This is a genomic window from Pantoea eucalypti (assembly GCF_009646115.1).
GTDB classification, from domain to species: domain Bacteria; phylum Pseudomonadota; class Gammaproteobacteria; order Enterobacterales; family Enterobacteriaceae; genus Pantoea; species Pantoea eucalypti.
Map to the genome: position 1 here is coordinate 2,511,382 of NZ_CP045720.1, position 14,571 is coordinate 2,525,952.

17 protein-coding genes are annotated in these 14,571 nt (G+C 57.1%); 6 read left to right on the forward strand and 11 right to left on the reverse strand.

Annotated features, from left to right (window positions below):
- Positions 1–14: 14 nt before the first annotated feature.
- From EE896_RS11640 to EE896_RS11670, 7 genes are all read right to left on the reverse strand, one after another.
- Positions 15–1,502, reverse strand: a complete 1,488-nt coding sequence (locus tag EE896_RS11640; protein ID WP_039661048.1) for an FGGY family carbohydrate kinase — start codon at positions 1,500–1,502, stop codon at positions 15–17.
- 2 nt (positions 1,503–1,504) lie between these two features.
- Complete coding sequence (locus EE896_RS11645; protein WP_033762428.1) at positions 1,505–2,449, reverse strand: transketolase family protein; 945 nt, start codon at positions 2,447–2,449, stop codon at positions 1,505–1,507.
- Positions 2,442–3,272 (reverse strand): transketolase, encoded by an 831-nt coding sequence (locus EE896_RS11650; protein ID WP_140916468.1) that lies wholly within the window; start codon positions 3,270–3,272, stop codon positions 2,442–2,444. Before EE896_RS11650 ends, EE896_RS11645 begins: the two co-directional genes overlap by 8 nt.
- A gap of 192 nt (positions 3,273–3,464) precedes the next feature.
- Positions 3,465–4,571 (reverse strand): ABC transporter permease, encoded by a 1,107-nt coding sequence (locus tag EE896_RS11655; protein ID WP_140916467.1) that lies wholly within the window; start codon positions 4,569–4,571, stop codon positions 3,465–3,467.
- A gap of 2 nt (positions 4,572–4,573) precedes the next feature.
- Positions 4,574–6,088, reverse strand: a complete 1,515-nt coding sequence (locus tag EE896_RS11660; RefSeq protein WP_003851390.1) for a sugar ABC transporter ATP-binding protein — start codon at positions 6,086–6,088, stop codon at positions 4,574–4,576.
- Positions 6,088–6,687: a DUF2291 family protein gene (locus tag EE896_RS11665; protein WP_003851391.1), complete on the reverse strand. Its 600-nt coding sequence runs from the start codon at positions 6,685–6,687 to the stop codon at positions 6,088–6,090. The genes EE896_RS11660 and EE896_RS11665 overlap by 1 nt, the downstream gene beginning before the upstream one ends.
- 2 nt (positions 6,688–6,689) lie before the next feature.
- Positions 6,690–7,631 (reverse strand): D-ribose ABC transporter substrate-binding protein, encoded by a 942-nt coding sequence (locus EE896_RS11670; RefSeq protein ID WP_003851394.1) that lies wholly within the window; start codon positions 7,629–7,631, stop codon positions 6,690–6,692.
- Between the two features lie 182 nt (positions 7,632–7,813).
- Between EE896_RS11670 and EE896_RS11675 the strand changes: the two genes are divergently transcribed.
- A complete protein-coding gene (locus EE896_RS11675; RefSeq protein ID WP_003851396.1) occupies positions 7,814–8,770 on the forward strand; it encodes a sugar-binding transcriptional regulator in 957 nt (318 codons plus the stop codon).
- 10 nt (positions 8,771–8,780) lie between these two features.
- On the opposite strand, the gene emtA is transcribed toward EE896_RS11675, so the two are convergent.
- Positions 8,781–9,410: a membrane-bound lytic murein transglycosylase EmtA gene (gene emtA / locus EE896_RS11680; protein WP_140916466.1), complete on the reverse strand. Its 630-nt coding sequence runs from the start codon at positions 9,408–9,410 to the stop codon at positions 8,781–8,783.
- A gap of 164 nt (positions 9,411–9,574) precedes the next feature.
- Here emtA and ldcA point away from each other — a divergent pair, with 164 nt between their 5' ends.
- Complete coding sequence (gene ldcA / locus EE896_RS11685) at positions 9,575–10,498, forward strand: muramoyltetrapeptide carboxypeptidase (protein WP_181405316.1); 924 nt, start codon at positions 9,575–9,577, stop codon at positions 10,496–10,498.
- A gap of 22 nt (positions 10,499–10,520) precedes the next feature.
- Positions 10,521–11,183, forward strand: a complete 663-nt coding sequence (locus EE896_RS11690; protein ID WP_003851401.1) for an MBL fold metallo-hydrolase — start codon at positions 10,521–10,523, stop codon at positions 11,181–11,183.
- On the opposite strand, the gene EE896_RS11695 is transcribed toward EE896_RS11690, so the two are convergent.
- From EE896_RS11695 to EE896_RS11705, 3 genes are all read right to left on the reverse strand, one after another.
- Positions 11,184–11,597, reverse strand: a complete 414-nt coding sequence (locus EE896_RS11695) for a GNAT family N-acetyltransferase (RefSeq protein ID WP_003851403.1) — start codon at positions 11,595–11,597, stop codon at positions 11,184–11,186. It abuts the gene before it with no gap.
- A gap of 16 nt (positions 11,598–11,613) precedes the next feature.
- Positions 11,614–11,997: a hypothetical protein gene (locus EE896_RS11700; RefSeq protein ID WP_003851405.1), complete on the reverse strand. Its 384-nt coding sequence runs from the start codon at positions 11,995–11,997 to the stop codon at positions 11,614–11,616.
- 184 nt (positions 11,998–12,181) lie between these two features.
- A complete protein-coding gene (locus EE896_RS11705; protein WP_003851407.1) occupies positions 12,182–12,361 on the reverse strand; it encodes a hypothetical protein in 180 nt (59 codons plus the stop codon).
- A 214-nt stretch (positions 12,362–12,575) separates the two neighbouring features.
- Between EE896_RS11705 and EE896_RS11710 the strand changes: the two genes are divergently transcribed.
- From EE896_RS11710 to EE896_RS11720, 3 genes are all read left to right on the forward strand, one after another.
- A complete protein-coding gene (locus tag EE896_RS11710; RefSeq protein ID WP_033762441.1) occupies positions 12,576–12,905 on the forward strand; it encodes a hypothetical protein in 330 nt (109 codons plus the stop codon).
- 61 nt (positions 12,906–12,966) lie between these two features.
- Positions 12,967–13,524, forward strand: coding sequence for a hypothetical protein (locus EE896_RS11715; RefSeq protein ID WP_105099306.1), 558 nt, complete (start codon positions 12,967–12,969; stop codon positions 13,522–13,524).
- 23 nt (positions 13,525–13,547) lie between these two features.
- Positions 13,548–14,558 carry a Ppx/GppA phosphatase family protein gene (locus EE896_RS11720; RefSeq protein WP_140916464.1) on the forward strand — a complete coding sequence of 337 codons (1,011 nt, stop codon included), beginning with the start codon at positions 13,548–13,550 and terminating at the stop codon, positions 14,556–14,558.
- Positions 14,559–14,571 lie beyond the last annotated feature (13 nt).

Genomic DNA, 14,571 nt, shown 5'->3' on the forward strand with positions numbered 1-14,571 from the left:
GCTCCGGATAAGGATTAATGTGGCTGATAACGACAGCGTGCAACGGCATCGATCCAGCCTTTATAATTTTCCTGCATACGCTGCGCGTTCTCTTCACGCGGCAGGATGACGCTGCCGCCCTGTAAAGCCTGCATATCACTGCCCTGCTGCCACCACCCCAGCACTTTGCCTGCCAGCAGTGCCGCGCCCAGCGCGGAGACCTCAGCAGTCGGGACCCGCTGCAGCGGCCGCTGCAACACATCGGCCTGTAACTGCATCAGCCAGCTATTTTCAGTGGCGCTGCCATCGACACAGAGCGCCGGAAGCTGCTGTCCGCTGGCCTGCTCCATCGCGAAAAAGACATCGGCGATTTGCCAGACGATCGACTCGAGTGCCACCCGCGCCAGCACGTCAGGTGTCGCGGCATCCGTCAGTCCGCACACCATGCCGCGTGCCTGAAGATCCCACCAGGGCGCGCCCAGACCCGAGAGCGCAGGGACAAAATAGATGCCCTGATTGTCGTCGCAGCGTTGCGCCATCGCGGTCAGCTCACGTGGATCCTGTACGCCGAGCAGTTTACCCAGCCAGGCGGCACCGGAACCGGTGTGCGTGATGTTGCCTTCAAACGCATAACGCAGCGTGCCGTCATGCCAGGCCACCGTGGTGCTGAGGCCATTTTCCGTCAGCAGCGGCGTTGCCATGGACATCATCAATGAAGAGCCGGTGCCGTATGTGGCTTTCACCACTTCAGACTCGCCGCGGCGTTGCGCCTGCAGCGCGGCATGGGAATCACCAATACGCGCCAGAATCGGCGTGCCTGCCGCCAGACCGGGAATGTCATTTACCGCCACCACGCCCTGTTCACTGGCTGAAGAGGTGATGCGCGGCAGTGCGGCGCGCGGCAACTGAAACAGCGTCAGCAGCTCGTCGTCCCAGTCGTTGAGGTGCAGACTGTAGAGCTGCGTGCGGGAGGCGTTGGCGTGATCGGTGATAAAGACTTCGCCCGCGCTGAGCTGCCAGGTGAGCCAGCTGTCGACCGTGCCGATGCAAAGCTCGCCGGCAGCCGCCCGCGCCGCGCCCTCGGGAATGGTGGCCAGCATCCCGGTCAGCTTGGCGGCCGGAAACATCGGATCAACAGCCAGCCCGGTCAGGCCGGTGATGCGAGGCGCTTTACCCGCCTGACGAAGGTCGCGACAGAATGACTCGGAGCGTCGATCCTGCCAGCTCACCAGCGGTGTCAGCGGCTGACCATCACGCCGCTGCCAGATCATCACCGACTCACGCTGATTACTGATCGCCACCGCCGCGACAGGCGCACCTGCACACGACGCCAGACAATGGGCGATGGCCTGTTTTACCGCCTGCCAGATTGCCACAGGATCCTGCTCAGCCAGACCGGGCTGCGGGTGTTGCAGGGTTAAACTCTGGCTACCGCGTGCCACCACACGGCCGTCGCGATCCACCGCAATCGCCTTGGCATTGGTGGTGCCTTCGTCAATCGCCAGAATCAGAGGTCCCACCATGTTTATGCTCCTGCGCAGATGCGCGCTGCACTGTTGACCACGCTGCGGGCATCAATGCCGTGATGGGCGCGGGTGGAGGCGCGATCGCCTGCAATCGCATATTCCCCATCCGCAATGCCAAGCCGCAACAGCGGGATGCCACAACCGCCTTCCGCCAGCACCTCAGCCACAAGGCTGCCGACGCCGCCATTGACGTTGTGCTCTTCCACGGTAATCACCGCTGGATAGTGATTTAGCAGGTTGCGCAGCTGTTGGGTATCACAGGGTCGAATCGATGGAACCGCGATCACACCGGCTGAAATGCCCTGTTCAGTCAGTTGCTCGGCGGCGTGAACCACCTCGTGAACCGTTGAGCCCATCGCCACCAGCGCGATGTCACTGCCTTCCCGCAGCACATCGATCGCGCCTGGTCTGAACTGATAATTTTCATCGTGCAGCTGCGGCAGATCTTTGCCATCCAGACGGATATAGACCGGCCCGACATGCTCAAGGGCGTAATCGATGATCTGGCGGCACTCCAGCGGGCAGGAAGGCGCATAGATCTCAATATTGCCGAATCCGCGCATCACCGCGATGTCATCAATGCTGTGATGGGTGCTGGCTAACGGGCCATAACTGGCCCCGGCATTCAGCCCGAACAGTTTGACGTTGGTGTTGTTGTAGCAGACGTCGACTTTCACCTGCTCATTGGCACGTGACACCAGAAACGGCGCGGCGTTACAGGTCACCGCGACTTTGCCGCCCAGTGCCAGACCTGCCGCTGTTCCCACCAGCGTCTGCTCGGCGATGCCGACATTAATCAGCCGGTCGGGAAATGCCTTAATAAAGGGGGCAATTTTGGCGGTTGAGGTTGAGTCGGCCACCACAGGAACCAGATCCACGCCGCGATTCACCGCGTCGATAAAGGCCGTCACCATGACGCTTGCTAAATGTTGTGCATTACTCATCTTTGAGCTCCTCCAGTGCCAGTGCGATCTCTTCGCCTTTCGGCACCCGGTGATGCCATTCCGCCTTGCTCTGGATAAAGGAGACGCCAAAGCCTTTTTCGGTATGCGCCACAATCACCTGCGGTTTGCCGTTCTTCGGCAGGTTTTCAATGGTGTCGACCACTGATGCCATCGCATTGCCGTTGCATTCGGTGACTTCCAGTCCAAAGGCGCGCCATTTTTCCGGCAGCGGATCGGTGTTCATGATGTCGCGGGTCGCACCCGCCAGTTGCAGCTTGTTCTTGTCATTGATGATGATCAGGTTATCGAGGCCGTAATGCGCCGCGACCAGTGCCGCTTCCCAGTTACTGCCTTCCGCCAGCTCACCATCGCCGGTGACCACAAAGATGCGGCGCGAACTGTTATCTTTTTTCGCTGCGATAGCGATGCCGACCGCCACAGGCAGGCCATGGCCCAGCGCGCCAGTATTGAGCTCGACGCCCGGCGTTTTCTGCCGGACCGGATGGCCGGGCAGATGCGAGTCCGCGTGCTGATAGGTCGCCAGCCAGCCGGTCGGGAAGTAGCCCGCTTCCGCCAGCACGCAGTAGTAGCCGCCCACCGCGTGCCCTTTCGACTGGATGTAGATGTCACGCTGATTATCATCCGTGCGATCCGGTGCGCAGTTCAGAATGCGAAAGTAGAGCGCAGTGAGGATCTCCACCTGCGACAGGTCAGCGCCGGTATGACCGCCTGCCGGGCTGCCTGCGTTAAGCTGGATGATGCGCCGACGGATAGCCCGCGCCCGGCGCTCAAGGTCTTCGACCGGAAGATTGAAAGGATTCATACACTACCTCTGAATTTTAAATCGGTTATGAATATATATTCACGCCAGTTAAAAAATTTTGTGCCTAAAAAAGTGTGTGGCTGATAAAGGTCTTGTCCTCTGTTCACCACACTGCCCGTCACTCCGGGCTGACTGCTGCCGCTTATGCAGAATCGCTTAGCGGTGCACCCTGCCCGGACGGCGATAAACCAGTCAGGATTTAGCCGGTGCCCCCTCCTCAATTAATGCTTTCTGCGCCACGACCGCCGCCTTCTGCTGCATCCGGCTCTGAGTCTGGTCGATGATGACCGCGATGATGATGACGATGCCTTTGATCACCATCTGCCAGAATTCGCTGACGCCCATCATGATCAGACCATCCGCCAGAAAGCCGATGACGAACGCACCGATCAGCGTCCCGACAATCGTGCCACGTCCGCCCGCCAGTGAGGTGCCGCCCAGTACCACAGCCGCAATGGCGTTCATCTCAAACGCTGTGCCGTTTGCCGGATGGCTGGCGACCAGTTGTGATGAGACCACAATGCCGGCAATCGCTGCGCAGAATCCCGACAGGGTATAAACCAGAATCTTCACCTGACGGGTTTTCACGCCTGAGAGTTCAGCGGCGCGCTCGTTGTCGCCGATGGCATAAACCTGACGGCCAAACGGCAGGCGACGAGCGACATAGGCGATCACCAGCGCCAGCACCACCATCATCCAGATGGCATAAGGCAGCCCGAGAAAGGTGCCGGCCCCGATTCGATCGAAGCCGGTATTACCCAATAGCGGATTACCCTGCAAACCGGGAAAGGTTTCGCCACCGGAGGTCAGCATCGCCGCACCGCGCAGGATGTACATGGTGCCAAGGGTGCAGATGAAAGGTGCGACGTTGTAGCGGGTAATGATCCAGCCGTTGCCTGCGCCAATAAGCGCACCGATCAACAGCACGACCGGCACGATTACCCAGACGCTGGGGAAGATGGCGATGCCAAACATCGGCAGCACAATCCCTTTGGTGATCAGCCAGCCCGCGATCATGCCGCACAGCCCCAGCGTCGCCCCAATCGACAGGTCAATGCCGGCAGTGATAATGACAAAGGTGATACCCAGCGCCAGAAAGGCGTTGATGGCGATGTGTTTCACCATGATCACCAGACTGCCGGTGGCAAGAAAGTCCGGCACGGTGATGGCGAAGAAGCCGACAATCAGAATCAGCGCAATAAAAGTACGCAGCTTCAGAAGCAGCAGCAGAATGCTTTCGCGTGAACTAAACGCTTTCGCCGGAAGTGTGTTCAGCGCGACGCTGTTATTGCTTTTCATGCTCAGAACCCCTGCGCACTTGCTTTCACCAGCGCTGCCTCTTCCGCCTGGTCTCGCGGAAGGTCAGCCGTAAGTTTGCCGCCCGACATCACCAGGATGCGATCGGCTACCGCCATAATCTCTTTCAGGTCTGAGGTGGAGAACAGCACCGCAATACCCTGCTGCGACAGCGCCACCATCATGCGAAACACCTCCGCTTTAGCCCCGACATCAATGCCGCGACTCGGCTCATCCAGCAGCAGCAGACGCGGATTCGTCAGCAGCGCGCGGCCAATCACCACTTTCTGCTGGTTGCCACCACTCAGTGCGCTGATAGCAACGTCCGGCGAGGAGATTTTGATTGCCAGATTACCGACCGTCTGAGTCACTGCCTGCTGCTCCGCCCGGTGCGCAATGGCAAAGCGGTGCGACAATCGCCGCCACAGGCTGGCGATGGTGAGATTACTGGCAACTGACGAGACCGGGAAAATCCCGGCGCGTTTGCGATCTTCCGGCACCAGACTCATCCCCATGCGGATGCGGTCGGCAGTGGGCAGGCGCGTAGGCAGCGGTTTACTGTCGAGCCACAGCTTGCCCAGATAGTGACGCTGGCTGCCGAGCAGACACTCAAACAGCTCCGTGCGACCCGCCCCCATCAGGCCGTAGATCCCGACAATCTCCCCGGCCCGCACCTGAAAACTGACGTCATCAACCAGGGTATTGCCGTTGGGGCTGACGCAGGTGATGTGCTGCGCCTCAAGAACCGGCGCGCCAAACTCACGCTCGTCCGGCAGGAAGGTGGTCACCGGCTCACTGCCGAGCATCTCGCGAACGATCCACGGCACATCGATGGTGCTGACCGGCGCTTCTGCCTGAAAGCGTCCGTCGCGCAGAATCGTAATCACGTCGCCAATTGCCATCAGCTCTTCCAGCCGATGAGAAATATAAATGAGGGTAACGCCCTGCTGCGTCAGGTCGCGGATGACCCGGAAGAGGATCTCAACTTCGGTTTTACTCAGCGCCGAGGTGGGCTCGTCAAGAATCAGAATGTCCGCGTCTTCCGCCAGCGCTTTAGCGATCTCCACCAGTTGCTGCTGACCCACTTTGAGATTGCCGACCCGCTCACCGGGCGGGATAGGCTGGTCAAGACGCGCCATCAGTGCGGCGGTGCGCCGTGCCTGCTCCGCCTCATTGATCGGCGCCAGGCCACGCTGGATCTCCCGGCCCAGAAACAGGTTCTCCGCCACGGTAAGGTTTTCAAACAGATTCAGCTCCTGATGCACCATGCCGATGCCGTGCCGGGCGGCATCGCGGGTGCTGCTCAGCGTCAGCGGCTCACCATTCAGAAACAGCGACCCGGCGGTAGGCTGCTGCACGCCCGCCAGAATCTTCATCAGCGTCGATTTGCCCGCGCCGTTTTCCCCGATAATCACATTCACTTTGCCACGCCAGACCCGGTAATCGACGCGATCCAGCGCCAGCGTGCCGGGAAACAGCATGGAGATCTGTTCAGCCCTCAGAATAATGTCATCTTCCATCAGGGCGTCCCCCGCTTCAGCTCAATCGCCACCACCTCTTCAACGCTGTTCTGCCCGATGCTTACGGCCAGCAGCGCCTGCACTGGCTGGTTGACCCAACTGGCATCCAGTGGCGGCAACTGCTTCACTGCATGACGGTTGAGTGCCCGGGTGAGCTGGGCGTACTGCACCTGATTAGTAAATTCTTCGAAACGGAAACCGGCGGCATCCCGGATAGCGTTGCTGCGCAATACCGGGCCAACGCTGATCGCCACCGGCTTACCATTAATCATCAGCGTCAGCGTGCGTTCACGCGGGTTACTCTCATCAAAAGCGCTGGCCGTCCCGCTGGCCCGCACAAAGACACTTTCGCGGCCGCCAGATTTCACCGTCTGACTTTTCGCTTCCATGTCGGCCCAGCTCAGCGCGTGGCTGTTCGCAGTGGCCATAACACGCGGCTGCCAGGTTTCCTCCGCAATCTGCTGCGGCGTCTGGGTGGTATAGCTGGGCTTCGCGTGCGGATCTTTCGGCATGATCGGGTTACCGTCCGCATCCAGATCCACCACGGTACAGGCGCTGAGCAGCGCCATCCCGATCAATACCGCCAGTATACGTTTCATGGTTATTTCGCCAGGTTGAAGTTTTTCAGCTTCGCGGCGTTGCTTTCGTCAATCAGCACGCAGTCCATCAGCTGCTTCTCCTGCTTCTGCGCTTTGCCGTTCTTCAGGTAGTAATCCGCCTGCGAGACCGCCATCTGCGCCTGATCCCAGCCCGGCTGCAGCACCGTCGCTTTGATATTGCCTTTGTTGAGGATGGAATCGCGGGTGTAGTCACTGCCGTCGAAGCCCACCACGATCACCGATGTTTTTCCCGCGGCTTTCAGCGCCGCTTCTGCGCCCAGTGCCATGGTGTCGTTGCCAGAGATCACACCCACGATGTTGGGGTGTTTTTGCAGCAGGGTTTCCATGCGGCTGAAGGCTTCGGTCTGACTCCAGTTGGCGCTCTGCTGCGCCACCATTTTCATGTCGGTATAATCATCCAGTACATCGTGATAACCCTGCGACCGCACGCCCGCATTGGTATCAGACTCCTTGCCGAGCAGTTCAATGTAGTCCCCTTTGCCGCCCAGCAATTTGGCAAATTTCTCTGCACCCAGCTGCGCGCCCTGATAGTTATTGGAGACGATCTGCGCCACGGCGATGCCGGTTTTATTAATTTCACGGTCAATCAGGAAAACCGGGATGCCGGCATCTTTGGCTTTCTGCACCGGTCCGACGGTGGCGTCCGCACCGGCGTTGTCCAGAATGATCGCTTTGGCTTTTCGTGCAATTGCGGTCTCAATCAGCTGGTTTTGCTTATTAACATCATCGTCATGCGACGCCACCAGCGTGGCGTAACCCAGCTCTTTGGCTTTGGCCAGAGCGCCTTCCGCCTCGGCTTTAAAGAAAGGGTTGTCATGGGATGGGGTGATAATCGCCAGCAGGCCTTGCTCCGCCGCCAGCGCCGTTGCAGAAAAAGCGATCATTGAAGCCAGCAGGGTCAGTTTAATCAGAGGACGAGTCATTATTATTCTCCGCTTGAATATATATTCACATGCGATTTTATATGCATAATGACTATGCGCCTGCGCAGACACGCCGTCCAATGCGCGATCTTTAAAAAGCGAAAACGATCACAAATTAGCCTGCGTTGTGATTTTGATCATCCTGGTTAACAATACCGGGCAGATTCAGAGAGGGAAAACCGATGGCAAAACAGGATGAACAACGACTGATGGTGAAGATTGCCACGCTTTACTATGTCGAAGGGATGAAGCAGTCCGACATTGCGCAGTCACTGACCTTATCGCAGTCGTTTGTCTCACGCATACTTAATCGCAGCGTGAAAGAAGGTGTGGTCAAGATCAGTGTGGTGCCACCGGCCAACGTCTATCCGGAGCTGGAAAAGGCCATTGAACAGACCTATAACCTGCCACAGGCGATTGTGGTGGATGTGCCCGAGCAGGCGTCATCGCTACAGATTAAACAGGCGATTGGATCGGCGGCTGCTCACTATCTGGAGACCCGGCTGCGTAATGATGAACTGATTGGCATTTCGTCATGGAGCGGTACTATCCGGGCGATGGTAGATGCGCTGCATCCGCTTAACAGCGCCTGTAAAGGGGTGATTCAGCTGCTGGGCGGCGTTGGGGCTAACGGCAACGTGCAGGCCACCATTCTGACGCAGAATCTGGCGGCGCTGCTGAACTGTCCCGCCTGGCTGTTGCCGTCGCAGTCAATTGAGCATTCGGTCACCGATCGTCAGCGACTATCAGCCAACGCAGAGGTCGCCGAAGTCCTGAGTAAATTTGATCAGGTAGACCTGGCGATTGTCGGTATTGGCGACCTGGAGCCGTCAGCACTGCTGCGCAACTCCGGCAACTACTACGATGGCAACATGCTGCAGACGCTGGCAGCGCGCGGCGCGGTAGGCGATATCTGCCTGCACTACTTTGATGCCTGTGGACAGCCGGTGCTGAAAGCCGAGGAAGATCCGGTGATTGGGATGGAACTGGCGCAGGTTAAACAGTGCCCGCAGGTCGTGGGGCTGGCAGGCGGACGGGAAAAAGCGCAGGCGATTCGGGGAGCGTTGCTGGGAGGTTACATTAAGGTGCTGATTATCGATTATCCCACGGCGCGACTACTGCTCACGCCGCAGGAGTAATCACACGCCATCAGATTGTGCGGTAGGCTGTGGTCACTTTCCAGAGATAGCGCGGTGCCTGCGCCGCCGGATGCTTTTTCTGTACGTGCTGATAAAACTCATCCGGGGACATGGAATTAATCATCGCAATGGCCCGATCGCGATCGCTGGAAAACGTCCTCAGCAACACCCCTGCACCGTTGGCATAAGAGACGATGGTGGCATAACGCAGTGTCAGCGGATCACGAATGCCTGACAGTGCTGAATTCTGCAGAATACGGATGTAGGCGGTGCCGATATCAATATTTTTGGCCGGATCGCGCAACTCAGCATTCGATGGCTGACCACGACGGCCCAGTGTGCGATAGACCTCGCGCCCGGCAGTTGACGCTTTAATCTGCATGAGACCCACCGCATTAGAACGGCTCACCACGCCCGGATTTCCTCCCGACTCGACACTGATAATGGCGCTGATCAACTTCTCATCAACGCCATAATGACTGGCGGCATCTTCGGTAAACATTGCCCAGGTCCCATTGACGCTGGACGGGGGTGCCTGAGTTAATGGCGTGTTGCGTTGCTTAACGACCTGATGCGGTGGCTCGCTGGCACAGCCGGTCAGGAGTAACGCCGGGAGTATAAGGTGTCGGATTTTCAGCAATTTTTCGTCTCGTAGCTGTTGTGGCGAATGCTATCATACCCAGGCAGCCTGAGAGCAAAATTACCGTTTATCCTAAATGCACTAAAATGCGGCGCGTACCGTGACTTCAGCGAGGCTTTTCGCCATCATCGCCGTTAGTCAGCCGCCAACAGCAGGAAAGTATGATGATTTCACGTTCAGTTCGTCTTATCTCCCCCTCCGGTTACTGTCACAACCAACCTGCGGCGCAGCAGGCTATTGCGCGCCTGCGTGCGGCGGGCCATCAGATAGAGAACGAACAGGTGATCACCCGCCGTTTTCAGCGCTTTGCGGGAACAGATGCAGAACGCCTGGCGGATATCAATCAGCTTGCCAGCCTGAGCACCCTGCCCGATATCGTGCTGGCAGTGCGAGGCGGTTATGGGGCCAGCCGGTTACTGGAATTCATCGACTACATCGGCCTGCAGCGCCGTCTGATGAATCAGCCAGTAGCGCTGTGTGGCCACAGCGACTTCACCGTGATTCAGCTGGCGTTACTGGCGCAGGTCGGCCTGATTACCTTCAGCGCCCCCATGCTGGCGGGTAATTTCGGCGCCGCGACCTTATCTGAATTTACCCTCCACCACTTCTGGCAGGCACTAACATCGCCTACAGTAGAGGTGAAATGGCAGAGTGAAACGCCAGATCAGGGCGAATGGCAGGGTACGCTGTGGGGCGGAAATCTGGCGATGCTCTGCTCACTGATTGGCACGCCGTGGATGCCACAGATTGAGAACGGCATTCTGGTGATCGAAGATGTGAATGAACATCCGTTCCGCATTGAGCGCATGCTCATTCAGTTGCAGCAGAGCGGCATTCTGGCGCGCCAGCGGGCGATCGTCACAGGCAGCTTCACCAGCACGGCTCTGTCAGAGTATGACAATGGGTTTAATTTCGAGACCGTCTGGCAACACGTGCGTGACATCAGTGGTTTGCCAGTGATCAGTGGATTAGATTTTGGTCATGCTGCTGACACCGTCACACTGCCGCTGGGTACCCGCGCACGATTAGCGGTCAGTCAGGGCCACGCCCATTTACAGGCAACCGGCCACCCCGTCCTGCGGGAATAAAGTACGTTTCAGGAGATCGACATTGAAGCCGTTGTATGACGATTTGTGGATCTCGACCCCGGAATTTCCGGTGGAAGATGCCGTTAACGACCTGATGATGCATGGCTTTATGCTGCGTCACCCGCGCGGCAATCTGCTGATTGGCCGTGTAGAAAACCCGCTTGATCATGAAGTCATCGCCGATAGCGGCGGCGTCATCCGCCACTATCTGACCCACTGGCACGAATCTGCGCCCGGCGCGGCGGTGATTCAGCAACGCTTTAGTAGCGCGCTTTACTGCCATAGCCGTTCGCTGGGAGCGATAAGCCGTTTTGCTGAACCTGACGACACCTTTTCACAGCACGAGACGCACTTCGGGGATGTTCAATTACTGTCAACGCCAGGACACACACCAGGCAGTTGCAGTTATCTCTATACCTCGCCGCTGGGGCTGACCTATCTGTTTGTCGGCGACACCGTGACACGTTCTCATGATCAGTGGGTCACGGTGCTGGTGCCGGACAGTAATCTGGCTGAGCTGAGTCAAACGCTGGAGTTTTATCGATCGCTGCGTCCTGACGTGGTGCTGATGAGCACTACGCGTGGACATCTCTCCTGGAAAAAGGTCACGCTGCAGAGCTGGCTGGCGGCGATTGATGAGGCTGAACAGAATCCGCTGGATTTGCGTCAGCAACCCTTGTTTTGATTACAGGGCTTTCGTCAGATAGTGGCGCTGGTGATGCCGTGGATAGTTATCCAGACTGAAGCGCAGCGTATAGCCGAGCTTTTCATAAAACGGTCGCGCCTGAAAACTGGCGGTATCCACCTGCGCAAAACGACAGCCGCGATCCCGCGCCTCCTGCTCTGCCGCCTGCATCAGCTTGCTGCCCGCCCCCTGCCCGCGTAGCGCCTCACTCACCCACAGCATATCAATCCGCAGCCAGTTTCCGGCGGTTGATCCGGTCAGCCCGGCCAGCTTTCTGCCCTGGTCATCACGAATAAACACGCCGATCGACCTGATCTCATCAGTATTAATATATTTGCTGTTGAACGCAGTCAGACCCAGTCTGACTTCATCCAGGTCCTGCGCGGTGACGTTATCGGTAATCTCAGGTTGCATAGTGGCTCCAGGGCGGTTAACTGTCGGAACGCTGACGATCGTCATAGCGCTCCAGGCTCAGCGCATCCACATCGCGTTTTTCGGTGCGGCTGCAGGGCAGCAGTTTATCGCTGTCGTGATAGACAAAGAAACTGGCTTGAGTGCGCTGGTTTACAATCAGCTGATCGCCGTTGCGAAATCGGGTAATCGCCACCTTATCGCCCGCTTCCAGACGGGTACGCTGCTGACCGGCCGCAATCTGGAAATGATTTTCTGGCCACATCAGGGTGGTTAAACCATATTCAGCACGTGAAACGGTCATGGTCGCCCTGCCAGGGCAGTTAAGCTGAAATTCGGTTTCGCTCCAGGCGGGTGCAATGTGACAGGCCAGCAGGCCCAGGGCAATTAACGCTGCCTTCATGCTGTGTCTCCGCTGATTTTACTAAGAATTTTTAGCTTAACATATTAACGATCGCAGGTGGGTAGTGAGGCATTGACACTAAGACCATTAAAAAATGGAATCGGTGTGCGAAAAAAGCTGAAAGTTGAGAAAAGATAAAGTAATCCGGCCAGTCAGACAGGCAGCCATACTGGCCGGATAAGGATTATTCAGCCGCCACCTCGGCCGCCACTAACATCAGCGCCAGCCCCGCATTCTCGCTATCGTAAGCCTGCATTGCTGCACGAATATCCGCTGAGCAGGCGATCACTTGTTGCTTCTTATCGGCTTCAAGCTGGTCAACTGCATGGCGAATAATCATTAGACTTGCTTCTTCTTCTTTCATCATTTATCCCTGGATTTGCCTAAGTGGTGCGCAAAGGAGCCAAGAATAACGTTTATTGATAAGCAAAGTCACCCCTTTACATTCCTGTTGCTTAACGATTAAACAAATCTCAAACAGAAAGCGTAGTGGAAACTGCTATGATTAAGTCATTAGTGGCGCCGCAGGAAAGACGCGGTGTCATAAAACGCCCAGGGATTGAAGCAGGTAGAAAATCATGATGCGACTAAGCATGTTTATCCTCATCACGATGATGACTGGATGTTCATCTGGCCCGAAAGGTGTGGAGTGCCCAGGTGAGGTCTCGACAATTTATGGTCAGTCGATGGGGGAAACTCAGGGCGTGATTTTTGACCTTGTTAACAGCTTCACGGTGACCCGTGAGAATGTCAGCGTGAAGAGTGGTCCGCTGCAGTCGCTGGATCGATTTAAATATGTTCCCTCCGCCATTACGCCTGAAGGCTACTATGCGCAACGCTTGTCAGATAAGCAGTTCCGCCTGATTAATCCTTATCAGGACACCCAAATCACCTGGACCTGTCCATAGGGGATGAATCCTGCTGCCAGATCGTTTATTGTCAGGAAACGTCAAGCAGCAGGTCCCTCTGATGGAAAAGCGTCTGGATAACAACGGTTATATTGACTTCCCCTTCCCCGCCACCCGCAACGCAGATGGCTCAGTGAATCCGTGTGGTTTTGATTTGACGCTGGAAACCGGTCGGCTTGAGGAGATCGCGGTGCTGAACCGCTCAGTAAATCTTCGGCGGCTGGTCGAAGAGATCAATCTGCAGGAAGGGCTGTTTATGACGCTGGCTTGTGACTGGCAGCAGCAGGCTGATGCTATCTGCGGTTTTATCGATGTGGCCTTTCGACCCGATCTTCCGCAACACGGGCACGAGGAGGCATTGCAGCTGGAGGCGAGCTTCTACCGTTATCTGGCCGGGCAGGAGAAGCAGCATCAGATGCCCGCAGAGAGCCTGGTCAATTATGCCCGTTCTGTACTCGACTGGAGCTGGTCACCGCTGCGCCAGCGTCAGCGCGATTACGAAAAAATCACTATTCAGTTCTATTGTCCTGAGGCGGATGACGCCGAATGGTGTTTTGATCATCTTCGTCATTTTCTGGTGAGCGTCTATCCGGCCTGCGTTGCCGCTCGTTCACGCTGATCCCCTTTGCTTCCGGAGTCGCTATGCGTTCTGCTGCGCTGTCTGCTTTTACACTCGTCTGCTCGCTGTTTTTTGCCGCCGCTGCCCAGGCCGATCGTTGCCAGCAAATTCGCGCCGGCCTGGATATCGGTTCTGGCACCACGAAAGTTGCGGTTGCACGCGTCAACGTCTGCCAGCTACGCATTGAAAAAGTGCTGTATCAGGATCAGCGCGCCGTGGCCTGGAACGATGCATTAGCGCATTCAGCAGATAACCAGCTCAATCCGGCGATAACACAGGAAGGCATAGCCGCACTGCAGCAGCTTGTTGCGCACGCAAAGCGCTTTCATCCACAGCGAATCAGCGGCGTCGCCACGGCGGTGTTCCGCAACGCCAGTAACGGTCAGGCAGTCATTGAACAGTTGCAGCGTCAGACCGGTGCGGAAATCAACATCATCTCGCAAGAGCAGGAAGCGAAACTCGGTTTCCTTTCCGCTAAAGCCGCGCTTAACGATCCGGCAATCCGTGATGAGCAGTTACTGGTCTGGGATATTGGCGGCGGGTCGATGCAGATGACCGCCTGGCGACAGCAGTCCGGCAAGCTGGTAGCCGATATCTATCAGGGTAAGCTGGCCTCGGTAACGTTAAAAAACTTTATTCTGACGGTGCTGAAGAATAGCCCGCAGGTCAGCTCCCCTAACCCGATTGGCTCCTGGCGGCCGTCGGTGCTGCGCTTTGTGCAGTTTTACGCGACGAATGAAGTCAGCCCGCAGATTAAACAGGATGTGGCGGGTCGTCGGGTCATTGGCATTGGAGGCGTACACGGTTTTTCGATCCGCAATCAGTTACCGGGAAAACCCCATCGCTATACGCTGACGGAATTACAGCAGCTTTCGCAGCAACAGGTCTGGAAAGGCGACAGTGAACTGTCGGGTGACTACCGCGCCACCGATGTCAGCAATCTGTTACTGGTGGAAGGGTTTATGCAGGCGCTGAAAATAGATCAGGTCACCCTTGTTGAGGCCAGCCTGATTCAGGGCGTGCTGCTGCAGTAGCGCGGCGCTCCCC